The following is a 24,912-nucleotide window of genomic DNA, read 5'->3' as shown; positions in this document are numbered from 1 at the left end:
CAATTTTCAAGCTATTCAGACTCATGAATCGAACAATGTTGGTCATGGTCGAGTTGAAAAACGCACGGTTAGTATTAGTAACCAGTTAGATAATATTCCTGAATTTCCGGGACTTAAAACCGTGATTCGTATTGAGTCATACCGCGAAGTCCATCGAGCAAATATTATTGAATCAAGTGTTGAAATTCGTTTTTACGTTTCTTCTCTGATTGAAACGGCTGAAGAATTTGCCAAGCGGATTCGAGGTTATTGGGGAGTTGAAAACAAGGTTCATTATGTGCGGGATGTAACTCAAGGTGAAGATGCTTCTCGTATAAGGACAAAACCTTTAGTTCAAATTTGGGCAGCCGCTCGAAATTTTGCACTCAACATATACCGCGATTATGGATTTGATAATATGGCTCAAGCCCAACGTCTGGCGGGATTTGGCCTTAAACTAATTAAGGAGTTGTTTAGAATGAAATAGCCCTGGATTTAATCCTATCTACAATCACATCTAGAACCCCATCCAAATTATGATAAACATTATCATTTGTAAACCTCAAAAAATTAATTCTTGCTGATTCAATAAATTCTTGCCTTTCCGCATCATATTCTACAGCACCTTCTTGAAAATGACTATCACCGTCAACTTCTAGTGCTAACTTGATTTCCGGTGAGTAGAAATCAATCACAAATTCTGCTACGCTGTACTGTCTGCGAAATTTACAATTCTCAAGCTGTCTGTTTTTGATTTTGTCCCAGAGACGTTTTTCAGCTTTTGTCATTTCTCTGCGAAGCCGCTGTCGCTTGAGTTTTTCTGAGGTTTTGTTGTAAAGTTTTGTCATTTTTTTATTGGGGTCTTTTCGTTGCTTGCTTGGCTTTTCTTACCCCCCCCAGCCCCCCCTTAGCAAGGGGGGGAGCAAGAGGGTTTTTCATTGCTTGCTTGGCTTTTCTTACCCCCCCCAGCCCCCCCTTAGCAAGGGGGGGAGCAAGAGAGTTTTTTCGTTGCTTGGCTTTTTTTACCCCCGTTGCTAAGGGGGGGAGCAAGAGGGTTTTTCGTTGCTTGCTTGGCTTTTTACCCCCCCCAGCCCCCCCTTAGCAACGGGGGGAGCAAGAGGGTTTTTTCGTTGCTTGCTTGGCTTTTTTTAGCCTCGTTGCTAAGGGGGGGAGCAAGAGGGTTTTTCGTTGTTGCTTGGCTTTTTTTACCCCCGTTGCTAAGGAGGAGCAAGAGGGTTTTTTGAGGTTTTGTGAACTATCCGTGTAAGTCCGGTAGATAAAAAAAAGGGGCAACTCGCGTCGCCCCTCATCTATTTAACCAACTGGAAAATTACGCTTCCACAGCAATCTTTTGTTCCGAAGCCTCCGGCGAATTCGCTTCACTTGGCGGCACAACTTGCCAGAACTTAGGCAAATATTCAGCCCAATTTGCCAAAATCTTCTCAGCTTTCTTGCTGCCAGTTCGATCGCACTGAGCCTCAATCAACTCCTTCAATTGCGCCTCCCCAGCCGCCGTACAAACGCGCTGCATCTTCACAATCTCCCCGTTGACGTGAGCCGGAAAAGTCCCATCTTCATCGAGGAAATAAGCCAAGCCACCAGTCATTCCAGCGCCGACGTTGCGGCCGACTTTTCCTAACACGACAATCACGCCGCCAGTCATGTACTCGCAGCAGTGATCGCCCGCACCTTCAATGACTGCTTTCGCCATCGAGTTACGCACCGCAAACCGTTCGCCAGCTTTACCCGCAGCTAACAGAGTTCCCCCCGTCGCACCGTACAAACAAGTGTTACCGACGATCGCATTTTCGGAAGCATTATAAGTCGCACCAGCCGGCGGTGCGATCGCGATTTCGCCACCGTGCATCCCTTTACCAACGTAGTCGTTGGCTTGGCCTGACAGTACCAGCGTCATCCCCGGCAAATTGAACGCGCCGAAGCTTTGGCCTGCGCTACCAGTGCAATTGAGGGTGATTTGACCGCTAAAGCCGGTGTTGCCGTGTTGCTGTGCGATCGCACCTGCTAAACGTGCGCCTACAGTGCGATCGGTATTCACCAATTTTACACTCTTGCTAACAGTGCCGTGATTGGCGATCGCACTTTGAATCTCAGCATCCGCCAGCAAATCGTCATCTAACACAGGCCCGTTAGTGTGTACATCGCCGTGGATCAAGAAAGATCGATCGCTCTTAGTATCAGGTAACTTGGTCAAACAATCCAAATTAATCGCTTGAGTTTTAGTTAGTTGCACCCCCTCGCGCATTTTCAGCAAATCCCCGCGGCCGATGATATCTGCGATCGACTTATAACCCAATTTCGCCAGCAAACTCCGCACTTCTTGTGCTACGAAATAGAAGAAATTAACAACGTGTTCCGGCGTTCCGGGGAACCGTTTCCGCAAGTGTTCTTGTTGAGTTGTCACGCCCACCGGACAACTATTCATGTGGCAAACGCGAGCCATAATGCAGCCTTCTGCAATCATTGCCACCGTGCCGAAACCGTACTCTTCGCCGCCCATCAAAGCGCCTACAATCACGTCCCAGCCGCTTTTAAAGCCACCGTCAACGCGCAGCAAAACTCGATCGCGCAATTTATTTTCCATCAGCACCCGGTGAACTTCTGTCAACCCGAGTTCCCACGGAGAACCTGCGTGCTTAATCGAACTCAGTGGTGAAGCACCGGTGCCGCCATCGTGGCCGGAAATTTGAATCACATCAGCATTTGCCTTGGCGACACCGGCGGCTACAGTCCCGATGCCAACTTCCGACACCAACTTCACCGAAACTCCTGCTTTCGGATTGATTTGGTGCAAGTCAAAAATCAACTGCGCCAAATCCTCGATCGAATAAATATCGTGGTGAGGAGGAGGCGAAATCAGCGTGACACCCGGTTTCGATCGGCGCAAATAAGCAATGTACTCGCTCACTTTCGCCCCTGGCAATTGACCGCCTTCACCCGGTTTCGCACCTTGTGCGATTTTAATTTCGATTTGTTGGGCGTTCATCAGGTACTCAGGAGTCACCCCGAAGCGTCCCGAAGCTACCTGTTTGATTGATGAAGAAGCTGTATCGCCATTCTGCAAACCTTTCAAGTGAGGTAGCGTTTGTGAGAAACCAGCCGCGCTCACATCGTTTAGCACTTTGTAGCGCACCGGGTCTTCGCCACCTTCGCCGGAGTTGGATTTGCCGCCGATGCGGTTCATCGCAATCGCTAGCGTTTCGTGGGCTTCCGGGGACAAAGCGCCGAGGGACATACCGCCGGTGGCGAAGCGCTTGACAATATCTGCTACAGATTCTACGTCTTCAATGGCAATGGAAGGGCGATCGCTCACAAAATCCAGCAAATCCCGCAAAGCCGTTACCGGGCGATTTTCGAGCAGTTTCTTGTAAACCTCGTAGTGATCGTAAGCACTTTCACCATTTTTGTCACCAATTGGTGTCATTTTTGGTTCGGCCCCATTGCCGTTACCGTTGCTTCCTTCTTCCTTCTTCCTAACATCCGTTACATCCGTTACATCCGTTACAGAATCCGTTGCCGAACTTCCTTCTTCCTTCTTCCTTCTTCCTTCGTTAAAAGTAGTCACAGCCTTGTGCAAAGCCTTCGCCATTTCCGGGCTGTTCATGTGATATTCACCGCCCCGGCGGTACTGCACAAAGCCGTAATTTTCCAGCTTTTTGAGGTGCAATTCTGGGAAAGCCTGACTGTGGAAAGACATTACCTCGTTAGCCAGTTCCGCCACACTCAAACCGCCGATGCGGGAAACAGTGCCTTTGAAACCCAAATCGAGCAAATCACCGCCAATGCCGATCGCCTCAAAGATTTGCGCCCCCTGATAGCTAGCCAGCAGTGAAATCCCCATTTTCGACATAATCTTCAGCAAGCCGTTTTCCACCGCTGTGCGGTATCTAGCTTGAGCCTGTTCCACGGTAATATTGGGAACTTTGCCGTGCTGCATCAAGTTTTGAGTCTTGCTGTCAGACCACCAGGCGCGCACGCTTTCCAATGCCAAGTAAGGGCAAACAGCCACCGCCCCGTAACCAATCAAACAAGCGAAGTGGTGAGTGCTCCAACATTGCGCGGTATCCACAACCAGCGAAGTTTGCATCCGCAGGCCGACGCTAATTAAGTGGTGGTGAACCGCACCAACTGCCAGGAATGGCGGAATATAAGTACATTCAGCACTCAATCCAACACTAGATAAATCTCCCTCTTCCTTCTCCCCTCTTCCTTCTTCCTTCTTCCTTCTTCCTTCTTCCTTCGATGGTCGATCGCTCAAAATCAGAATTCTCGAACCCTCGCGCACCGAAGCAGCCGCCTTTTGACAAAGTTGCTCGACTGCTGTTTTCAAACCAGAAGGCCCAGCAGAAATTTTGTAAAGAGTTGACAATTCCGTAGCTGGGAAAGACTTTTGATCTTTCAAGAAAGACAGTTCAGCGTCGTTGAGTACGGGAGAATCAATTTTCAGCCGCTTGGCATTTTCCGGCACTGCTTGCAGTAAATTGCCCCGCAGGCCCACATTCATCGTCAGCGACATCACCATCCCCTCGCGCAGGGGGTCGATCGGCGGATTTGTGACTTGAGCGAACCGCTGTTTGAAATAGTTGTACAGCAACTGAGGCTTTTCTGACAATACAGCTAAGGGAGCGTCGTCGCCCATGCAGAAAGTCGGTTCTTTCCCAGAACTCGCCATCTCGACGATTACCATGTCCAAATCTTCGGCTGTATAACCGAAAGCAGTTTGGGTTGCCAACAAGGTTTGCGAGTCGAGGGTTGCTGTTTCGGCAAAAGGCTGCGGTTCCAAGGTTTCGCGGTGTTTTTCCAGCCATTCGCCGTAGGGATGCCGCTTAGCAATTCGCTGCTTGAGTTGCCAATTTTTGAGAATTTCTTGAGTTTGGAGGTCAACGGCAATCATTTGTCCGGGTCCCAAACGGCCTTTTTCGACAATATCTGCTTCGGGAATATCGACAACTCCGGCTTCGGAGGCCACAATTACCAAACCGTCTTTAGTAATGCAGTAGCGGGCCGGCCGCAAACCGTTGCGATCGAGCGTAGCACCTACTTGTTTCCCGTCGCTGAACACCAGCAGTGCGGGGCCGTCCCAAGGTTCTTGAATCCCGCTGTAATATTCGTAAAAATCGACAATTTCTGGATATGGAGCCAAATCCGGCTGATTTTTGTAGGCTTCAGGTACCAGAATTGTCAGGGATTCTAGGGGGGTGCGGCCGGAGTGCACCAACAACTCCATCACGTTGTCTAAGTTTGCCGAATCGCTGCTTTCGGGATTGACAATTGGGTTGAACGTGTCGATATCAGCTTGAGTCCAATTCGGGTGAGCTAAATTGGCTTGCCGCGCCTTCATCCAGGTAATATTGCCCAACAGCGTGTTAATTTCGCCGTTGTGTCCCAGCAAGCGCATCGGCTGGGCTAAGTGCCAGCGGGGCATGGTGTTGGTGCTGAAGCGCCGGTGATAGACGGCAAAAGAGCTTTTATAAGCGGGATTTTTCAGGTCTGGGTAAAATTCTGCTAGTACAGCCGATCGCACCATGCCTTTATAGACGATCGTGCGGCAGGAAAAAGAGCAAGTATAAAAGTCTTGGCGGGTGAAGTTGGGGCGATTTGACAGCGCGTGTCCGATCGTGCGGCGCGCCAAAAATAGATGTTTGTCGAGTTCGTCTCCGGCTAAGTGTGGTGAACTGACTATTACTTGTTCGATTTGAGGTTGATTTTCTAGCGCTTGCTCGCCCAAAACCGACGGTACAATGGGAACTTTGCGCCATCCCAAAAGTTTCAGCCCGCGATCGGTCAGAACTTGCTCAACCACCTGCCGCGCTATAGTCGCTTGAAATTTATCTTGAGACAGAAACAGCATTCCCACGCCGCAGTTTTCCCGCGCCGGAGGCACAATTCCCTGTTCGGCAAACCAAGCATCCAGCAATTCCCAAGGAATCGCGGTCATCAAACCCGCACCGTCGCCGGAATCCGAGTCAGCGCTGCAACCGCCGCGATGTTCCAGACAAGTTAAAGCTGGAAGCGCTTTTTCAATAATCGAGTGCGTAGCTTCGCCGCTTTGGTTGGCAATAAACCCCACACCGCAGGCATCTCTTTCTTCCACTAACCAGCTTTGGCCGGCGAATGGAGTTCCTCGCTCTGTTTGATGCACGTTTCTGTTTGGATCGATCGTGTTACCCATGTTGATTGAATGTTATTTCCGTGATTGTGTGTTGATGCGTTTTTATAGCTCGGAGAGAGAAGGCTGCCGAGCGGTGGGAGCCTAGTAAACTTTAAGACAGCACATTGGAAGCTGATTTGATTAAAAATTTACGTCTATGCGGCCTGTACCTAGCACTGAAACCCTGTTTGCAGATTTTAAATTATCTCGCTCGCATCGCCTCAGAGATGTCTCCTAGAATACCCTGCTGTTAAAAAGCAGTGATTCTTTGGGCGATCGCCGCCCTGCAACTAGATACATTGCAGCCGATCTAGTTTTTTGTGTGGGTTTTTCCTGAGTCCGCAAGGGTAGCCTTGCAGCGAACACAGGTAGATAGTAACTTTAGCGTTATTTTGCTTGCTGCGCTGTTGAGTTGCTTTCGTCAGCGCCCGCAGACACAAAAGCAACCTGCCCGCTCAGTCGGTAGGTGCAATGTAGCAGCGCGGTTCACAACTGGTGAAACCTGTCTTATTGTGAAGTCAACTCTCAAGCCGCGAACATCAAGTTTATCAAAAAATTGATAAAATTTCACCCATTAGACTTAGAGTTTGCGTGCAAGTCTTGTCAGCGATCGTCCAGAACTCACGCTAAGATGCCTAGCCGAAAAAGGTTGACAGTTTTCCATAACTCTAATTGAGATTTTTTTACCCACAAAGTTTTGTCATCTCAAATCCGTTGGCATCGGAATTATTGATCTCTCTCTTCCCTTTCTCTGTATCCTCTGCGTCCTCTGCGGTTTAATCATTCCGATACAACGGGAATGGATATCACTCATCAATGCAGGATATTTCAAGGATTTCTAACACATTAGGAGCATCTGGTAGAGTCTGCGCCGCCTTTTGGAACACGCGCCCAAATGGATACTTGCTTGCTGACAAGATTCGGGGAGAGGCAAAAATTTTAGACCACTGTCCAAGCTGCCAGATTCATTGAAGTAAATCTCAAATCTCAAACTCAACTCGACTAACGCTCACAAGATTGTCCTTGGTAATTTTGTTTAGCTCAACCGTGAGCTTTTTTACAGATTTGATTGGCATGGGGAATATTGCATGCCTATCTTTTATAAAAGAAAGGTTAGTTAGGGGAAATCGTAAGACTGGTAAAATGTGCAGATGGTGATTACGCTCAATTCTGCATACAGGTAGACCGAAGCCCAGTGATATAAATCATGGTAATCCTATTATAGGAGAGAAATAATTAAAATAACTTGACACTGATTAAAATAGCAGAGCGCTTGAGAATTTACGCTTTTTTCGTAAGGAAGAGGTTGGCTTAAATTAACCCCGCACACTTGTATCAATGCGTGTTAATGACTCAGAAAATCAGCCAAAAGCTAAAGTAATTTTAGGTCAACGCTATCTCAAAAAAAGTATACAACCAAAAACAACCAAAATATTAAGTCTGGCTTTAAAAAAGCGCTTTCATAATTTGAGCGACAAAGTAGATTAAACTAAATATAGTTAATCAATAGCACAGCCGATAGAGCGAAAATAGTAGATAGTAACTCTAAAAAGCTTCAGGCTTGACAGAAGCAGTAGGAGTAGGTAGGTAGGTATGGCTAGCATAACAAATATTTTTCGAGGATATCAAATCAACGAGCAAATATACGCAGGCAATCGAACTCTAGTTTATCGTGGCCGTCGGTCTTCAGATCAGCAGCCCGTCGTGATCAAACTGCTGCGAAATGACTTTCCCCGCTTCAACGAACTGGTTCACTTCCGCAATCAGTTTGTCATTACTAAAAACTTAGAGATCCCCGGCACTGTCAAGGCATACAGCCTGGAGACTTACCATAACCACTATGGTCTGGTGATGGAAGACTTTGGGGGAATTTCCTTAAGTAGTTACCTCGCTAGTCTGGTATTCGCCAGCAAGGAACCTCTGGAAGGCTTGCCCATTAACGAGTTTCTTCCCATTGCAATTCAAATTTCCAACTCGCTTGACGGACTTTATCGCCACCACATCATCCATAAAGACCTCAAACCTGCCAACATTCTAATTAACCCTGTCAGCAAACAAGTTAAGCTGATTGACTTCAGCATCGCTTCCCTGTTGCCGCGCCAAACCCAAGAAATTCAAAATCCCAACCTCCTCGAAGGCACTTTACCTTACATATCTCCCGAACAAACTGGGCGAATGAACCGAGGCATTGACTACCGCACGGATTTCTACTCTCTGGGAGTCACATTCTACGAACTGCTGACGCGACAGTTGCCTTTCCAAAGCGAAGATCCGATCGAGTTAGTACACTGTCACCTTGCCAAGCAGCCTATCCCAGTTCATCACCTCAACAATAACGTTCCATTGGTGCTGTCTGAAATTGTTAGCAAACTGATGGCGAAGAATGCTGAAGATAGGTATCAAAGTGCGATCGGACTCAAGTTTGATTTGGAAACTTGTTTGTACGAATGGGAAGATACAGGTCAAATTACTTCCTTTAAATTGGGAACGCGAGATTTGTGCGATCGCTTCATCATTCCCGAAAAATTATACGGTAGAGAGAACGAAGTATTCTCCCTACTAGCAGCCTTCGATCGCGTGAGTGCAGGAAGCGCGGAAATGATGCTGGTGGCTGGCTTCTCAGGCATTGGCAAAACCGCTGTTGTCAACGAAGTTCACAAACCGATTGTCGCAGCTAGAGGTTACTTCATCAAAGGCAAATTCGACCAATTTGGGCGCAGCCAACCCTTCTCAGCTTTTGTACAAGCTTTTCGCGATTTAATGAACCAATTGCTGAGCGAAACAGATGCTAAAGTTGAACAGTGGAAGACTCAAATCCTAGCAGCATTGGGCGAGAATGCTCAGGTAATTGTTGAGGTAATTCCCGAACTAGAGCGGATTATCGGAGAGCAACCACCCGCACCAGAACTTTCGGGCAGTGCTGCCCAAAATCGCTTCAATCGGTTATTAGAGAACTTCATTCAACTCTTCGCCACCCAAGAACATCCCCTCGTCATCTTCTTAGACGACTTGCAATGGGCCGACTCAGCCTCATTGAAGTTGATTCAACTTCTGATGAGCGATCGCGATCGGCACTATCTCTTATTAATTGGAGCGTATCGAGATAACGAAGTCAGTCCCGTACACCCTTTATTACTGACATTATCCGAAATTCAACAGACGGGAGCTACAGTCAACACCATTACCCTCACGCCGCTGGATTGCGTCAATTTGAATTGTTTGATTGCCGATACTTTAGTTTGTTCTAGAGCGTTGGCTATGCCCTTAACAGAACTGGTCGATCAAAAAACCCAAGGCAATCCATTTTTCAGCACACAATTCCTCAAATCATTGCATGAAGATGGGCTAATTACCTTTAATTTTGATGAGCGGTATTGGCAGTGCGATATCGCGACTGTGCGAACCTTAGCCCTGACTGATGATGTTGTCGAGTTCATGGCGATTCAACTGCAAAAGTTGCCAGTCCAGACTCAAGAAGTTTTAAAGTTAGCTGCCTGTATTGGCAACGAATTTGATATAGAAACGCTGGCGGTAGTGTGTGAAAAATCTTCTTCAGATACGGCAGCCAACTTGTGGCCAGCTTTGCAAGCAGGGTTGATTCTCCCACTAACTGAAGTTTATAAGTTTTTCACTTCAGAGGAGTTGGAATTCACAAATCAGAATTCAGAAGAAGAAAGCGATACTTCTGACTCGTGGTTCCAGAATCCAGAATCCTGTTATTACAAATTTCTGCACGATCGCGTACAGCAAGCAGCTTACGTTTTGATTCCCGAATCCCAGAAACAATCCACTCACCTCAATATTGGTCAACTTTTGTTGATTAATACTCCCACAACAGAAAGGGAAGAGAAAATTTTTAATATAGTCAACCAGTTGAATTATGGTGTTGATTTAATTACCGAGTCAACCGAGCGTTACCAACTGGCTGAGTTGAATTTAATCGCTGGACGCAAGGCGAAGAATTCTACTGCTTATGCTGCAGCCCGCAAATATTTAAGTTTTGGCAGGCAAATTCTAGCTCCCGATAGCTGGCACACTCACTATGAAACAGTTCTCGAACTGCACGTATTAGGGGCAGAAACCGCATACCTGAGCTATGATTTTCAGGACATGGAGGAATTAGCAGCTTTAGTCCTGCACAATGCCAGAACGCTGCTGGATAAGGTGAAAGTTTATGAAATCGAGCTATCTGCTTGTACGGCGCAAGTCAAACCTCAACAAGCAGTTGAAATGGGGTTAGCAGTTCTCAAACTCTTGGGAATCTGCTTTCCAGAAAATCCAACACCGGCAGATATCCAGCAGGGACTAGAACAAACCGCATCACTTTTTGCTGGGAAAAAAATTGCAGACTTTATAGATTTGCCAGAAATGGAAAATCTCCAAAAGCAAGCAGCCTTGCGAATTTTATCAGCTATAGTTTCTCCAGCCTACATCACTGCTCCACTTCTCCTGCCACTGGTTATTGTCGAAATGGTTCAGTTGTCGGTTAGTTATGGGAATGCTCCCTTATCTGCTTTTGCTTACGGCTTGTATGGATTGGTATTAAGCGGTGTACTTCAAGACATTGAAACTGGGTTTGAATTTGGGCAATTGGCGTTAAATATTGTTGATTTATTTAATGCTAATTACCTCAAAACCAAAGTCTATTATACAGTCGGCGTTCACATCATACATGGTAAACATCATGTTAAAGAAACCATCCCTCTTTTAAAAGAGGGTTACGCCAGAGGACTGGAAACAGGAGAGCTAGAATTAGGATATTCAGCCAAAGAAATTTCTCAATATTCATATTTAATCGGTCGGGACATTGCGGGGCTCGAAGAGGAGGTAGCGACCTACTGCAATGCGCTGGTTCAATTTAAACAAGAAGCAGCGTTAAATTATACTCAAATCGTTCATCAGGCTTTATTAAATCTGCTGGGGCGATCGGAAAATCCCTGTCAATTTGTGGGAGATGCCTACAATGAACAAACAATGCTCCCATTTCACATCCAAGCAAACGATCGCAACGGACTCCACTATTTTTATTTCCATAAACTGCTTGTGTGTTACCTGTTTGGAGAAACCGAGCAAGCTTTAGAAAATGCTCGGCAAGCCGAACAGTATTTAGACGCGGTGACGGGTATGCTCAATGTGCCGATGTTCTACTTTTATGACTCTCTAGCACGGCTGGGAGTGTGTAGGGATGGGGGTTCATCGGAAGAGAAAGAAGAACATCTGCAAAAAGTGAGAAGCAACCAGGAAACCCTTCATAAATGGGCACATCACGCTCCCATGAATTTCTCGCACAAATGTTATCTAGTGGAAGCCGAACGGTTCCGAGTGCTGGGTGAATATGTGCAGGCGATGGAGAGTTACGATCGCGCCATTTTTCTTGCTAAAGAAAACGATTATCTCAACGAAGAGGCTCTGGCGCATGAATTGGCTGCTAAATTCTACCTGGCATGGGGGAAAGAAAAAGTTGGTCAGGTATATCTAATAGATGCTTACTATGCTTATGCTCGTTGGGGAGCGAAAGCAAAAATCGACGATCTAGAGCAACGCTATCCCGAACTTCTCGCTCCTATCTTCAAACAGGAAAATGCTCGTTCATTCGAGGAAGCTACTACCTCCCATGAGACTTCATTGATTTCTAGTCATCGCCAAACAATTGCTGGAAGTACGAGCACCGCAGTAATAGATTTACCAACTGTTATCAAAGCTTATCAAGCTCTGTCTAGCGAAATTAAGCTGGAACAATTGCTCACTACCCTTATGGAAGTAGCGATTCAGAATGCAGGCGCTCAAACAGGAGTATTAATTTTGAAAGAAGAGGACAACTGGACAATCGCCGTCCACTGTAGCGATCGCCAAGGCTGTCTTCTGCAAGAAACTATTGGGATCGAGAAGAGCGAATCTATTCCCCAGACTGTGATTAATTACGTCAAACGCACCAAGAAAACCCTAGTTTTCGATGATGTCAAAACTGAATTAATATTTACTTCTGACCCGTATATACAGCAGCAGCAACCTAAGAGCATCCTCTGTAGTCCGATTATCCATCAAGGCAAAATGATGGCAATTCTGTATTTGGAAAATAATCTGACGACAGGGGCATTCACTCACGATCGCGTGGCCCTCCTCAACATCCTCTGCTCCCAAGCTGCCATCTCGCTGGAGAACGCCCGCTTGTATCAGCAATCTCAACAGCTTTATCAACAATCTCAGGATTATGCTCAAAAACTGGAGCAGTCTATCCAGGATCTCAAACAGATGCAACTGCAATTGGTGCAGGGTGAAAAAATGTCGGCTCTGGGAAATTTAGTCGCAGGTGTAGCCCACGAAATTAACAATCCCGTAGGCTTTATAGCAGGCAATTTGCAACCCGCTCAAGAATACGTGGGGGATTTATTCAATTTGATTGATTTGTATCAAGAAAAATTTCCCAATCCGGGAGTGGAAATTGAAGCAGAAATAGAGGATATCGACTTGGAGTATTTGCGAGAAGATTTGCCCAAATTGATTGGTTCGATGCAGGAAGGAGTCGATCGCATCCGCAATATCAGTACGAGTTTGAGAACGTTTTCCAGGGCAGATAGCGATCGACCAGTTGCTTTCAATATTCACGATGGACTGGAGAGCACTCTGCTAATTCTCAAGCACCGTTTAAAAGCCAGCGAGTTTCGCCCTGCCATTGAAATTGTGAGAGAGTATGGTAACTTGCCCCTAGTGAAATGCTTTCCGGGACAGTTAAACCAGGTATTTATGAATGTGCTGGCTAATGCTATTGACGCTCTGGAGGAGTCCAATAAGGGGCGGAGTTTTAGTGAAATTAAAACCCTACCTAATCAAATCACAGTTCAAACAGCTCTGAGCGAAGACAATAATCAGGTTGTGATTCGCATTAAAGATAATGGAGTGGGGATGTCGCCCGAAGTCAAGGAAAACATCTTTAACCACTTATTTACAACCAAGGCTGTGGGTCAAGGAACTGGATTAGGATTGTCGATAGCCCATCAAATTGTTGTAGAAAAACATGGAGGTACGTTACTGGTGAATTCTTCTTTGGGGGAGGGTTCGGAGCTGGTGATTTCTATTCCGGGGTGAGCCTTTTGTAGTAGGGCTTGAGGGCAATTAGTGCGATCGGCTAAAAATATCGGATTTAGTAAGAAGAAACATACGGATCTTCCGGGTTTCTAAATCCCCATGCGTTTAGAAGTGAAATTGTGAGTTGTAAGCTGTGAAACGTAATTTTTTCTATTGGCGTCTAATATTGTCAGTCTCGATTTTACCCGTACTGGCGATCGTCCCGTCTTTAGTGTGGAATCAACCCGCCAGAGCACAAGAGGGGGAGAGGGCTGGGTTGATTTATTATGCTTCGAGAGCCCGCCAGGGAATGAATTCCCTGGCTGATAGCGAAAGTCGGTTAAAACCGACTGAAATATTCACCGATAGTTCTCTTGAGAGAACTTCAGTTATGAGACAGGGGTGGAAACCCCTGTCGGACTATAAGTTTTTGGCTCAATCTGTACCGCCATCTTCGATAATTAGACAAGGCAGCCAAGTGTCTCTAAACGGCCGCATTCTCCCCCTAACTTGGACTCAGCAGCCGGCAAACAGCACTTCTGGGAATTTCCGAACTTGGATTGCTGATGTTGGATTGATGCAAAGTGCGGGAGTGGATTTGCTTAGCAGCGCCGACAGTGCCAAACAACCGGTGCAGTGGTTTTCGGTATCTTTAACCGGCGCTCAAAGCTTAGCAGCGCGGGCAACAGGCCCGTATCGTTACTTAGATGTTACCGATTTTGCTAGACTTGCGGGCTGGGAGATATCTGCTGATGGGAATATTCTAAAAATTACTTCTCAAAGTGCAAGTGTTACCGGAATTCGGCAAGCAGAAATAGAATCGGGCGATCGCATTGTAGTAGATCTCGATCGACCCGCCCCCTGGCAAATCAACTTTGTCAATAAACCAATCCCGTCGCCGACACCCACACCCAACCCCCCGGACGACCCCACAAAGCCCGCTATCCCACTGCCAAACCTCCGCACAGCGCCAAACCTCGAAACACCAGACGACCCGACCAAACCCGCTCTCCCGCTGCCAATAACGCCCGCAGCGCCGATCGCCGGTCAAGAATGGTCGATCGCGATCGATGCCAAAGCCGCACCCGCCATAATTCAGCAGACTTTCTCAACCAGCAAACAATTGCTATCACTAAAAGTCGAACCTGACGGCGTTCAAACCAAAGTCAAAGTCACGATTCCTTTAGGTTGGCGGCCGCAAGTTTTCAGTCTGGGAAATCCCAATCGATTAGTAATCGATATTCGGCCAGATTCGTTACTAGAAAAAAACATTGTTTGGGCGCCCGGTGTGCAGTGGCGACAGCAGTATCAAAATTTAGGTAATGCTCGTTTTCCGGTAGTTTGGTTAGAAGTTAATCCCCGTCAAGCTGGTGTAAAAATTCGACCAATTCTCAGCAATCCGCCTGCTGATCAAGGCACTGCACCTTTATTGCAAACAGCAGAAGCGTCGGGTGCGGCTGCGGCAATTAATGCAGGTTTTTTCAATCGAATTAATCGCTTAGCTTTAGGGGCAATTCGGCGGGACAATAAATGGCTTTCCGGGCCGATTTTGAACCGGGGGGCGATCGCCTGGAATGATCGGGGAGAATTTGCGATCGATCGTTTAACTCTGCAAGAAACTGTGATCACTACGGCCAATCAATTTTTGCCTGTTTCTCACCTCAATAGTGCCTACGTACAACCGGGAATCGGTCGCTACAATTCTGATTGGGGCACAACTTATACTCCGTTGTCTGGCAATGAAATAGTTGTGACAGTTGCGGGCGATAGAGTTGTCAGCCAATCCCCCGGAGGTGCGGTGGGAACAACAACTTTTTCCATTCCAGCTAACGGTTATATTTTGGTTTTGCGTGCCGATTTGTTCCCGGCATCTGAACTCTCTATCGGCACTTTATTGCGTTTGGAAACTAACACTTTTCCTGCTGATTTCAACCGTTTTCCTTACATTATCGGCGGCGGGCCGGTGTTGGTACAAAACAGTCAAGTTGTGCTGGATGCTAGGGCGGAAGGGTTTAGCGATGCGTTTGTTAGACAGACAGCAATTAGAAGTGCGATCGGGCGAAATGCTGCGGGGAATTTGCTGATTGTAGCGGTGCACAATCGCGCGGGCGGGGCGGGGCCAAATTTCGCAGAACTGGCGCAGATTTTGCAGCAAATGGGTGCTGTGGATGCTTTAAATTTGGATGGGGGAAGTTCGACGGGTTTGTATTTGGGAGGTAGTTTGCTCGATCGACCTCCGTCAACTGCTGCGAGAGTTCATAATGCGATCGGTATTTTCATTCAACCATAAGTAGTTAATCTTCGACATTAATTTTCGGCGGTTAGAAACCGTTACTACACAAACAAAGTCCACCTACGTGGACTGGTAAATGTGAATGTCCCAACCTGCGGAGGCAGGTTTCGTCTTTGTAGCCGCGGTTTCCAACCGCCGCGGCATCTACAAATCTTTTGCCAAAAATAACTTGACATCCCAGTCTCCCTGTGCTAGCTTGTCGAATAGTATGGTGTTTAATCCACAAATCGCAGCACTTTAGCTATGTTCACAGCCAACAGCTATTTTTATTTTTGGTACAGCCAAGTTCGCCCGGAGTGAATTGGTAATTCACTGTGAACATCCGGGCGAACCGCAGATTAACACCTGCGGTTTTGTTTTTTCTAGTTTTTTTCCCAACAACCAATCGAGTACAAGCGAAAACAGCAATGACATTATTCAGTAACTGGTACAACAGCTTTTATTTTTGGCCCAACAAGAGTTCTGGGTAAATTGTCGCGCTGTCTTTTCGCACGAACCCGGAACTCTTAAAAGTTCCGGGTTTTTTGTTGTCAACCACCCACTTAATTTTCCTGGAAAATACCCTCATGTTAGAAGCCAAACTCGTCACTAAATCTCATCCCGAACACCAAACAATTGTCAAAATCTCAGAAACTGTCTCAGTCGGGGGCACAGAATTATTAATCATCGGTGGCCCCTGTACCGTAGAAAGTTCCGCACAAATGGAAACAGTCGCCCGCCAACTATCCGCCGCATCCGTGCAAGCTTTGCGAGGCGGAGTCTACAAACCCCGCACTTCTCCCTATGCTTTCCAAGGGATGGGAATTGAGGGACTGGAAATTTTAGCTGATGTCAGCCGGCGCTACGGTTTGCCCGTGGTGACAGAGGTAATGTCGATCGCCCAAATCGAGCCAGTTGTCACCTATGCTGATATGCTGCAATTAGGCAGTCGGAATATGCAAAACTTCGAGTTACTAAAGGCGATCGGTCAAGCCGGAAAACCAGTCCTGCTAAAACGCGGTTTGTCAGCCACAATCGAAGAATTTGTGATGGCCGCCGAATACATTCTCAGTCACGGAAATCCTCATGTAGTTCTCTGCGAAAGAGGCATCCGCAGCTTCGACAATTACACCCGGAATGTATTAGATTTGGGTGCAGTCGCAGCGCTGAAACAGTTAACTCATTTGCCAGTAATTGTAGACCCTTCTCACGCCGTCGGCAAGCGAGAATTAGTCGCACCACTAGCCAAAGCAGCGGTTGCTTGCGGTGCAGACGGATTAATTATCGAGTGTCACCCGCAACCGGAAAAATCGGTTTCTGATGCGCGGCAAGCTCTTTCTTTACCAGATATGGTAGATTTAGTTGCGAGTTTGCGCCCTGTAGCCGCCGCCGTTGGCCGGTGCATACCCGAAATTAATGTGCATTCACAGGTATTAAGTTTGAAGTGATATTAGTGGGAAATAATCTATAACTTTTAACGTCAAACTCTACAGTCGGTTTTAACCGAATTGAGCTTTGAGGCAGGGGTTTAAACCCCTGCCGAAATCGGGGAAAGCGCGTGTTTCACGAATTTAGATTAAAATAAAAAATAATACTGTCATCTACGAAAATTTGCTTAATTATGGCAATACTACTTAACGTTCCCTCGATCGTCTGCTCTGGCTGCGGTGATACAATTACCAAAGCCATCAAAACTGTTGAATCCGATGCTACTGTCAATGTGGATGTCGCAGCTAAGACTGTTACAGTAGAAGCTCAAGCTTCGGAAGAGTCAATTAAACAGGCGGTTGTTGCTACAGGCCACACCGTCCAAGATTAATATCTAGTTGGGTGGGGGCGGATTTACGAGATTAGTGGTCTTAAACCAAAATAATTGGTAAAAGCCGCCCCTAGAGAATTTTAAATCCATTACCAATGCCCAATGCCCAAAAGCTTAATCTGCTTCGTCTAAGTGGTCGGCGACGGCTTGGTAAAGTTCAAAAACGTGGCGATCGAGTAAACTATAAAAAACTTGTCTCCCAACCTTGCGGTAACTTACCAACCGCATCGCCCGCAATGCCCGCAACTGATGCGATACTGCTGACTCACTCATACTCAACGCTGCAGCTAAGTCACACACGCACAGTTCTTGTTTTGCCAAAACCGACAGCAGCCGCAGGCGATTCGCATCTCCCAAAAGACTGAAAAACTCAGCCATCCGCTGCGCTTTTGCGGTGTTGAGAACTTGTGTTTGGATGTCCCCGGCCCGTACACTGTCAACTAGGTGCGGTCGATCGCACATTGGTGTATCGTTTTCTTGGTGAGGCTGACTTATCGCTCCATTAACAGCAGAGTTGGGTGACATCTTTTCCCGGCTAATTTTAATTCTCATTTTCATTTTAGTGCGATCGGCAAAGCTTTTGTAACAAAACTTTTACACTCCCTTGACTTATATCTGAATATGTGTTCATATATTAGTATAGACAAACAACCCCACCAGGAGAATGTAAAATGACTACTGCCACCCAAACAAAATGTGCCTGTCCTTCATGCTCGTGCGTTGTCAGCCCCAGCGAAGCCATTGAAAAAGACGGCAAAACATACTGTTCCAGTGCTTGCGCTGACGGACACCCCAACGGCCAAGGCTGTGGCCACACCGGCTGCGAGTGCCACAAATAAATATTCGGCTTCACAAAAGGTTAATTACCAACTGCCAAATCTATCTTTAGGGAGATGCGAACCGCGCATTTCCCATTTTTTTTGCTTTTAGGTTAAAGAAAAGTTAAAATAAAGCTAACTTAAGGTTAAGACTGTATTAATAGACTAAATACAGAGCGAAAAAGCACAATTGCTACTTACGCAATACAATAGAAGCAAGTTAGCGCCGCGATACTGAGTACAAATAGTGCTATTAACAGCAGAGACCGAACCACAAGTTGAATACCAAAAGTTTAATTAGGAGGGGGCAATGAAAGAGCGGGAAGATTTTTTACATCCTCGCAATCGCTACTACGGTGATTTCACGCCAGAAAACTTGGCGTTTAATGCCAACTTGCAGGAGTTTGCTCAAAAAATAACTTATATTTGCTCGCTGGAAACAGGGGGGAAAATTAGTGCTGAGAAAGCCTATAAAGATATTAAGATGCTTTGGAAAGACTTAAAATCCTCTAAGAAGCAATTGGGAATTGGTCAAAAACCCCCCAGTACCGAGGAGCAAAATTCACCTTAAAGTCATCGCAGCCAACGCAGCGTTGGCAATCGAAAACCCCTGCGATTGCGAGCGCTGCATTTTGCTGCGTACCCATTAAATGTAAGGTGCTTGGTAGTAGGCGAACTTTAGAAAATTCTATGGTTTGGGAGTTGGTGCAGTTTCTCCGGCAAAGGAAGTACAATTACCGCCGAGGCCAGAAATAATCGCGCAAGTATTAGTTTTCAGCATTCCCTGATATGTATCAGCACCGGTGCCCGGGCCGCCCAACTCGTCGCTGTAAAGTTCTTTGTCCCAAATTTTGACATTTGCCTCCCTCGCCACAGTCTCCATCAACTTCGGATTAGTTGTAGTTTCGGCAAAAATTGTCGGCACTCCTGCGGTCTTAATTTCTGAGGACAATTCGGCAATTCTTGCGGCGGTGGGCTGTTCCTCTGTCGTCACACCCTGCAAAGCTCCAGCCATCTCTAAACCGTAAGCATCGGCATAGTAACTCAGAGCATCGTGAGTTGTTACTAACTTGCGTTTTTGGGCTGGAATAGTCGCAATTTGAGCTTTAATCCAAGTATCTATTTTTTGCAACTCATCTGTTAAGCTGACTGCATTTTTTGTATAAATTTGAGCATTGTTGGGGGAAACTTTGATCAATTCATCGCGAATTGTTTCTACCATACGGATGCCATTTTGAGGGTTATGCCAAACGTGAGGATCAGGGACTTTTTCGCCTTCTGCATGAGATTGGTTTTCCCCTTTCTCTTCGCCGTGTTCGTGCTCGTCTTTGCCCATCAGCGGTTTGGGAACGGCGAGTTCGTGGACGGCGATTTTGGGCGCGGAATTACTGCTGGATTGAATTAACTTAATGATGCTGGGTTCGTGGTTGTAGCCGCCGTATAAAATCAGATTTGCTGTTTCAATCGCTTTGCGGTCTTCCGGTTTGGTTTGATAGGCGTGGGGGTCGTCTCCCGGCTTGATTAGACAGGTAGTGTCGATCGAACTTTGAGCGATTTCTTTAGTTAGGTTGCAGATAACGCCAGTCGTAGCCACGACTTTGGGCAAGTTGGCGGCGGGACTGGCTTGAGTTTGAGTCGCGGCCGGACTCTCTGGCACTCCATTGCTGGCGTTCTGTCCTCCAGTGCACCCAACCAGCCCGCAGCCAATTGCCAAAACAGCCGCACCGCACAATCTGCCACTTTTTCCAGCCCAGTTCTTTAACATTTTCACCTTTGGAACGATAATCATTATTGCTTTTTCGAGTTATCCTATTGTAGTAGCTACGAACAAGAATCGTTCTCAAAATTTTGAATTATGTTAGAAGTGCAAGACTTAGCTGTTAATTATCGAGGAATCTCTGCCCTCAACAGCGTGAATTTCCAGTTAGATCCCGGACAATTAACCGGTGTGTTCGGCCCCAACGGCGCGGGGAAAAGCACGATGGTGAAAGCGATGCTGGGATTGATACCCACCTGTCGCGGTTTGGTCAAATATCAGGGGCGGCTGCTGAAGGAACAGTTGTCGCGGGTGGCTTATGTGCCGCAGCGATCGCAAATTGACTGGGATTATCCGATTACGGTGTGGAATGCGGTAATGATGGCACGAACCGTCCAGACTGGTTGGTTTCGCAGTCCCTCGAAGCAGTCGCAAGAATTGGTGAAAGCTGCTTTGCTGCGGGTGGGAATGTGGGATTTGCGCGATCGGCAAATTGGCGAACTGTCTGGCGGACAGCAGCAGCGGATTTTCTTAGCAAGGTCGATCGCCCAACAAGCCGATTTATTTTTTTTCGACGAACCTTTTAACGCGATCGACAAAGCAACTGAAGAAATTATTTTCAATATTTTTGCAGAGCTCAAGGCCGAAAATAAAACATTGCTAGTAATCAGCCACGATTTAGGCGAAACTTTAAAACAGTACGACAATTTATTATTGCTAAATAAGCAGTTAATTGCAAGTGGTACCTGCCGGGAAGTGCTCACCGCAGCCAATATTCAAAAAGCCTATGGATACGATTTAAGTTTAGTTTCAGCGTAAGCCAAAAAAGATTTATCTTTAAAATTGATAGTGGCACGGGCGGGACGCCTGTGCAATTGATAGTGGCACGGGCGGGACGCCTGTGCAATTGAAGGTGGTTGAAAAAATCCTATTATTGACGTAATTCAATGTTAAACCTACTAATTGAGCCGCTAAAATTCGAGTTCATGCGAAATGCGATCGCCGTCGGCGTTTTGCTAGGAATTCTCTGCGCCGTTGTCGGCTCCTACTTAATTGTACAGCAAATGGGAATGATGGTTGACATGATAGCCCATTCAGTATTAGCAGGATTGCCAGTGGCTTTTTCTTTAGGTTTCAATATTTCGATCGGCGCCTTTATATCGGGAATTATCAGCGCGGTAATTATGGCGTGGATTCAATCGCAATCGCGCCTAAAAATTGATGCAGTCATGGCATTAATTTTATCTACATTTTTAGCCATTAGCGTCACCTTGATTAGCTTATTGCGGACAACAAAATTAGACTTAGACGGGTTTCTGTTCGGGAATATCTTGTCAGTTGCACCGACGGACGTGCAGCAGACTGTGGTGATAACTTTGATAATTTTGGCGACGGTTAAAATCTTTTACAAAGAACTGCTATTCTATACTTTTGACCCTCTGGGGGCGCAAGCGTCCGGTTTACCTGTAAACTGGATTTATTTGGGGATGATTTCGGCGATTACGCTGACGATTGTTGCGAGTTTGCAAACTGTGGGGGCGCTGTTAGTAATTTCGCTATTAATCGGACCGGGAATTACGGCGTATTTGTTGGTAAAAGAGCTACATTTAATGATGGGATTAGGAGCAATTATTGGGATTATAGCTAGCGTGACTGGTATGTATCTCAGCTATTATTTTAATATGCCGTCTGGGGCGGCAATTGTATTAGTTATTTTTGGGTTATTTTTAGGGGCTTTGCTATTCAGTCCCAGTCAAGGAATTTTGACAAGAAAGAGAGCAGGATAATTCGATTAAGTGTAAAACTCTTGATAAATATCGCTTTTAGCTGAGTCTCTATCCCGCTAAATCCCCTTTAAAAAGGGGGACTTTGATCCTTTGCGGTTCTTCCCGAATCGAAGGGGACTTAGAGCCTTTCCGGTTCCCCCCTTAAGAAGGGGGGCTAGGGGGGGATCTGGGCCTAGTAGTCAAACAGCAGACTTGGTACGACGTTAGACTTGGTACTAAGTTTGACGCGCTTGTTGACAGCAATGGCACTCACCCGCCGCTACAAATTATGCGTTTTTTACGCCTGATTACTTAGCTTGACAATAGGTTTCATAAACGCCGTCAAGCAGTAAGTTGATAGCAAAAGTTGCTTTCTCAGTTGCTAACAGCGCTTCCTGTTTTGCTTCTTCAGTTTGGCAAAGTTCTAACAGCGCTTCGCGGGTAGCTTCCGAGTGGAACTCGTCGGCTTTTTCGTGGACTTTAAAGAAAGACAAAGCAGATTCGGAATCGATGCCGTAAAATTCCTTCAAACCAGCGATTTTGGTTGTAGAAACTTCGGGGATTTGCGCTTCGTAAGCGTAAAGGGCTGCTAAACCTGTGACAGGCGATTCGCTGCGCGCTAAGTCTTTGAGAATGCGAACGGATTCGCTGGTTTTTTCTAAGTGTTCGTGATCGATAACAGCATTTCTGTCTAAACCCAAACCTTCGGCAAAGCGCAGCCACAGTTCAGGGTGATTAGCAGCGCCTCTCTCTTCTTCTATCAGGTTTTCGAGGAGCATCTGACGAATTTTGATGTCGTCACAGGCGGCGTGCGTAGCGCTGACGTAGGTGGGGAAGTTGTGGACTTGCAGATAATATTCTTTGGCGTACTCTTGCAGCATTGCGAGGTCGAGTTTACCTTCGTTCCACATTTGGTAGAACGGGTGTTTCAGCAAGTGGTTTTGGTCGAGAATAGTGTTGAGTTGTTCGAGAAATTGCTGTTGGGTCATAATTGTTGATCGCCTTGGAGGATAGTTCAGCCACTAAAATGGTATTGTAATCTAGCATTTTGTCAAGACCAAGTTTTCAATTTTTATGTTTTGGTCAAACTGGTGCGCCCGTTATGCCAACTTAGCGCCGCCCGAAGCCTTGGCCGCGCATAGACTTTGACCAAACCAGCAATTCGCCACCGCATCCGCCAGCGGCGAGAAACTGACCTTCGGGATGCCATGCGAGACAGGAAAAACCGCCCTCTGCACCTTCTAGAATTTGCAGCAATTGTTCTGCTTCCCCCCACAAACAAACTTGACCATCTGCGGCGGCGGAAGCTAATAAAAATGTGCTAGGTTGAAAGGCGATCGCATTTACCACATTTTCATGCACCTCTAACGCCCAAGAATCCCAACCAACACTTTCATCAGCGTCTCTTTCCCAGACGGAAATGCCTTGAGAGCTCGAAGCAGCTAACAAAGGTGCACCCAAAGAATTAGTTTTATCCGACCAAGCTAACTCCCGAACTTTCCCCGGAAAACCCTGCATTACCCACGGTTCAAAATTTCCCCATTCATTAACAATGAGAGTATTGTCCATATTGCCACAAGCTAAATATTCTCCTTGTGGCGACCAAGCAATTGCACCGGTTGCAGAGGGTACTGATAAAATTTCCGGGTCTTCGTCCCAGTCTTCGCCATGCCAAACTTTGACGCCTTGATAGCCGCTAACTGCCAGATATTGAACCATCGGATGCCATGCTAAATCGAGGATAGATGATGACTCGAAATTCAGCGTTACTTCAACAACATTATCCTCAGCATTCCAGACTTGAACGTAGCGGCCCATACTGAAAGCTAACTGGTTGCAGTTGGGACTCCAAGCTAACTTATCAACCCAGACACGCTGGTTATCCAAATCAGCAATTAATTCCCCAGAATTAACGCGCCAAATTCGCACTTTTCCATCTTGTCCGCCAGCAGCTAGGAATTGACTGTCGCGGGAAAAAGAAAAACAATCGGCTGACTTACCCGTGGCACTTTGTAGTGTTTGCAAGGACAATTCATTAACTTCCCCTACTTCCGCCAGCATCACTTCCCCCGCAGCAGAACAGACTGCTAAACTTGTACCATCCGGCGACCAAGTAACAGCAGTTACGTAGTCAGACAGCATTGCTTTGGCGTGAAATTCCAGGGTTTGTTCGCTACTTTTTAAACTAGACACCGACGGAAATCCTCTCGCAATTGATTTTCGTTTAAGTTACGGCCGATGAATACGAGTTCATTTTTCGGAGTTTCGGTGGCTTTCCAAGGCCTATCCGGCCGGCCATCGAACACCATGTGTACTCCTTGGAAAACAAATCGCTGGTTGTCTCCGGCGACATTCAAAATTCCTTTTGTCCGAAAGATATTTGGCCCTTGAGTCCGCAACAATTCCTCCATCCAATCGCTGAATTTGTTGCGGTCAATAGCGCCGGATTCTACTATTGCTACGGAGGTAACTGTTTCGTCGTGTTCGTGAGTGTGCTCGCCCAAAAAGTCGGGTTCGATTTCTAATGCGCGGTTCAAATCAAATGCTTTAACGCCCAACAAAGCATCCATTTGTAATTCAGCATTGCGGGTTCGGTGAATTTTTGCCATTGCATTCATGGCGCGAATTCGCTTTTCTAATTCAACCAATTCTTCGTCAGTCACTAAATCTGTTTTGTTGAGTAAAACTACATCAGCGAAGGCAATTTGTTCTTGAGCTTCGTCTGCATCCCAGTGCTGCCAGATGTGCTTGGCATCCACTACGGTGACAACTGCGTCTAGCAGCAATTTTTCCCGCATATCTTCGTCTACAAAAAATGTTTGAATTACGGGTGCGGGGTCGGCTAAACCTGTGGTTTCGATGACTATGTGATCGAATTTGTCGCGGCGCTTCATTAAGTTACCGATAATCCGAATTAAATCACCTCGGACTGTACAGCAAATGCAGCCGTTGTTCATCTCAAAAATTTCTTCGTCGGCATCAATTATCAGTTGGTTGTCGATGCCTACTTCGCCAAATTCGTTGACGATGACTGCAACTTTTTTGCCATGTTCCTGTGTTAAAATGCGGTTCAGTAGCGTAGTTTTGCCTGCACCCAGATAGCCTGTGAGAACAGTAACAGGAACTGATTCGATCGCCCCAGCACTCACCATACTTGACCTCGATTATTGTACAATGATAACCATTATCACTATTCTATACCAGACTTGCTGGCAGTGACCACAATATTAAATAATGTTAATAAATTGTTCGTGAGAGCTTGGAGGAG

The 24,912-nt window shown here is 46.4% G+C and carries 17 protein-coding genes; 10 read left to right on the top strand and 7 right to left on the bottom strand.

Features of this window, described 5'->3' with window-relative positions:
* Positions 1-466: ISAs1 family transposase (locus tag Q5691_RS10610; RefSeq protein WP_333344788.1), on the top strand; the 466-nt coding region annotated here is incomplete at its 5' end.
* On the opposite strand, the gene Q5691_RS10605 is transcribed toward Q5691_RS10610, so the two are convergent.
* Positions 453-827 carry an endonuclease domain-containing protein gene (locus Q5691_RS10605; RefSeq protein WP_333344786.1) on the bottom strand — a complete coding sequence of 125 codons (375 nt, stop codon included), beginning with the start codon at positions 825-827 and terminating at the stop codon, positions 453-455. The two genes, Q5691_RS10610 and Q5691_RS10605, sit on opposite strands and share 14 nt — an antisense overlap.
* Positions 828-1,309: 482 nt before the next feature.
* The gene (locus Q5691_RS10600) at positions 1,310-6,169 is read right to left on the bottom strand and encodes a glutamate synthase-related protein (protein ID WP_333344785.1); all 4,860 of its coding nucleotides are present in this window, start codon (positions 6,167-6,169) and stop codon (positions 1,310-1,312) included.
* Between the two features lie 1,572 nt (positions 6,170-7,741).
* On the opposite strand from Q5691_RS10600, the gene Q5691_RS10595 reads away from it, so the two are divergent.
* The 5 genes from Q5691_RS10595 to Q5691_RS10575 all read left to right on the top strand — a co-directional run bounded on the left by Q5691_RS10595 (position 7,742) and on the right by Q5691_RS10575 (position 17,304).
* Positions 7,742-13,234: an AAA family ATPase gene (locus Q5691_RS10595; protein ID WP_333344783.1), complete on the top strand. Its 5,493-nt coding sequence runs from the start codon at positions 7,742-7,744 to the stop codon at positions 13,232-13,234.
* Between the two features lie 133 nt (positions 13,235-13,367).
* Entirely contained in the window at positions 13,368-15,503 is a 2,136-nt protein-coding gene (locus Q5691_RS10590; protein ID WP_333344781.1) for a phosphodiester glycosidase family protein, read from the top strand.
* Between the two features lie 85 nt (positions 15,504-15,588).
* On the top strand, positions 15,589-15,747 hold the full coding sequence (locus Q5691_RS10585) for a hypothetical protein (RefSeq protein ID WP_333307419.1): 159 nt from the start codon (positions 15,589-15,591) through the stop codon (positions 15,745-15,747).
* 325 nt (positions 15,748-16,072) lie between these two features.
* A complete protein-coding gene (gene aroF, locus Q5691_RS10580) occupies positions 16,073-16,933 on the top strand; it encodes a 3-deoxy-7-phosphoheptulonate synthase (RefSeq protein ID WP_333307422.1) in 861 nt (286 codons plus the stop codon).
* A 173-nt stretch (positions 16,934-17,106) separates the two neighbouring features.
* Positions 17,107-17,304 carry a heavy-metal-associated domain-containing protein gene (locus Q5691_RS10575; RefSeq protein WP_333209897.1) on the top strand — a complete coding sequence of 66 codons (198 nt, stop codon included), beginning with the start codon at positions 17,107-17,109 and terminating at the stop codon, positions 17,302-17,304.
* A 114-nt stretch (positions 17,305-17,418) separates the two neighbouring features.
* On the opposite strand, the gene Q5691_RS10570 is transcribed toward Q5691_RS10575, so the two are convergent.
* Positions 17,419-17,829, bottom strand: a complete 411-nt coding sequence (locus Q5691_RS10570) for a metalloregulator ArsR/SmtB family transcription factor (RefSeq protein WP_333344779.1) — start codon at positions 17,827-17,829, stop codon at positions 17,419-17,421.
* Positions 17,830-17,975: 146 nt separating this feature from the next.
* Between Q5691_RS10570 and Q5691_RS10565 the strand changes: the two genes are divergently transcribed.
* Positions 17,976-18,143 carry a metallothionein gene (locus tag Q5691_RS10565; protein ID WP_333081421.1) on the top strand — a complete coding sequence of 56 codons (168 nt, stop codon included), beginning with the start codon at positions 17,976-17,978 and terminating at the stop codon, positions 18,141-18,143.
* A 289-nt stretch (positions 18,144-18,432) separates the two neighbouring features.
* On the top strand, positions 18,433-18,693 hold the full coding sequence (locus tag Q5691_RS10560) for a DUF7219 family protein (RefSeq protein ID WP_006631574.1): 261 nt from the start codon (positions 18,433-18,435) through the stop codon (positions 18,691-18,693).
* Positions 18,694-18,810: 117 nt separating this feature from the next.
* Here Q5691_RS10560 and Q5691_RS10555 read toward each other — a convergent pair whose 3' ends face one another.
* Positions 18,811-19,887, bottom strand: a complete 1,077-nt coding sequence (locus tag Q5691_RS10555) for a metal ABC transporter solute-binding protein, Zn/Mn family (protein WP_333344777.1) — start codon at positions 19,885-19,887, stop codon at positions 18,811-18,813.
* A 90-nt stretch (positions 19,888-19,977) separates the two neighbouring features.
* Between Q5691_RS10555 and Q5691_RS10550 the strand changes: the two genes are divergently transcribed.
* Complete coding sequence (locus Q5691_RS10550) at positions 19,978-20,697, top strand: metal ABC transporter ATP-binding protein (RefSeq protein ID WP_333344775.1); 720 nt, start codon at positions 19,978-19,980, stop codon at positions 20,695-20,697.
* A gap of 128 nt (positions 20,698-20,825) precedes the next feature.
* Complete coding sequence (locus Q5691_RS10545) at positions 20,826-21,665, top strand: metal ABC transporter permease (RefSeq protein ID WP_333209902.1); 840 nt, start codon at positions 20,826-20,828, stop codon at positions 21,663-21,665.
* A 287-nt stretch (positions 21,666-21,952) separates the two neighbouring features.
* Here the strand turns inward: Q5691_RS10545 and Q5691_RS10540 are convergent, their stop codons facing one another.
* The 3 genes from Q5691_RS10540 to Q5691_RS10530 all read right to left on the bottom strand — a co-directional run bounded on the left by Q5691_RS10540 (position 21,953) and on the right by Q5691_RS10530 (position 24,796).
* Positions 21,953-22,633: a CADD family putative folate metabolism protein gene (locus Q5691_RS10540; RefSeq protein WP_333209904.1), complete on the bottom strand. Its 681-nt coding sequence runs from the start codon at positions 22,631-22,633 to the stop codon at positions 21,953-21,955.
* Between the two features lie 121 nt (positions 22,634-22,754).
* Positions 22,755-23,837, bottom strand: coding sequence for a WD40 repeat domain-containing protein (locus Q5691_RS10535; protein WP_333344773.1), 1,083 nt, complete (start codon positions 23,835-23,837; stop codon positions 22,755-22,757).
* Positions 23,825-24,796: a GTP-binding protein gene (locus Q5691_RS10530; protein WP_333209907.1), complete on the bottom strand. Its 972-nt coding sequence runs from the start codon at positions 24,794-24,796 to the stop codon at positions 23,825-23,827. Before Q5691_RS10530 ends, Q5691_RS10535 begins: the two co-directional genes overlap by 13 nt.
* Positions 24,797-24,912 lie beyond the last annotated feature (116 nt).

Source organism: Microcoleus sp. w1-18aA5, from assembly GCF_036701705.1.
Lineage (GTDB): Bacteria > Cyanobacteriota > Cyanobacteriia > Cyanobacteriales > Microcoleaceae > Microcoleus.
The sequence above is the reverse complement of the archived record's forward strand: the minus strand, read 5'-3'. Positions and strand labels throughout refer to the sequence as shown.

Excerpts from the sequence above, each read along its gene's own strand:
- Q5691_RS10555 (WP_333344777.1), bottom strand. The coding sequence starts at position 19,887 with ATGTTAAAGAACTGGGCTGGAAAAAGTGGCAGATTGTGCGGTGCGGCT.
- Q5691_RS10575 (WP_333209897.1), top strand. The coding sequence starts at position 17,107 with ATGGCAATACTACTTAACGTTCCCTCGATCGTCTGCTCTGGCTGCGGT.
- Q5691_RS10540 (WP_333209904.1), bottom strand. The coding sequence starts at position 22,633 with ATGACCCAACAGCAATTTCTCGAACAACTCAACACTATTCTCGACCAA.
- Q5691_RS10560 (WP_006631574.1), top strand. The coding sequence starts at position 18,433 with ATGAAAGAGCGGGAAGATTTTTTACATCCTCGCAATCGCTACTACGGT.
- Q5691_RS10545 (WP_333209902.1), top strand. The coding sequence starts at position 20,826 with ATGTTAAACCTACTAATTGAGCCGCTAAAATTCGAGTTCATGCGAAAT.
- Q5691_RS10600 (WP_333344785.1), bottom strand. The coding sequence starts at position 6,169 with ATGGGTAACACGATCGATCCAAACAGAAACGTGCATCAAACAGAGCGA.
- Q5691_RS10585 (WP_333307419.1), top strand. The coding sequence starts at position 15,589 with ATGTCCCAACCTGCGGAGGCAGGTTTCGTCTTTGTAGCCGCGGTTTCC.
- Q5691_RS10570 (WP_333344779.1), bottom strand. The coding sequence starts at position 17,829 with ATGTCACCCAACTCTGCTGTTAATGGAGCGATAAGTCAGCCTCACCAA.
- aroF (WP_333307422.1), top strand. The coding sequence starts at position 16,073 with ATGTTAGAAGCCAAACTCGTCACTAAATCTCATCCCGAACACCAAACA.
- Q5691_RS10565 (WP_333081421.1), top strand. The coding sequence starts at position 17,976 with ATGACTACTGCCACCCAAACAAAATGTGCCTGTCCTTCATGCTCGTGC.
- Q5691_RS10595 (WP_333344783.1), top strand. The coding sequence starts at position 7,742 with ATGGCTAGCATAACAAATATTTTTCGAGGATATCAAATCAACGAGCAA.
- Q5691_RS10530 (WP_333209907.1), bottom strand. The coding sequence starts at position 24,796 with ATGGTGAGTGCTGGGGCGATCGAATCAGTTCCTGTTACTGTTCTCACA.
- Q5691_RS10550 (WP_333344775.1), top strand. The coding sequence starts at position 19,978 with ATGTTAGAAGTGCAAGACTTAGCTGTTAATTATCGAGGAATCTCTGCC.
- Q5691_RS10605 (WP_333344786.1), bottom strand. The coding sequence starts at position 827 with ATGACAAAACTTTACAACAAAACCTCAGAAAAACTCAAGCGACAGCGG.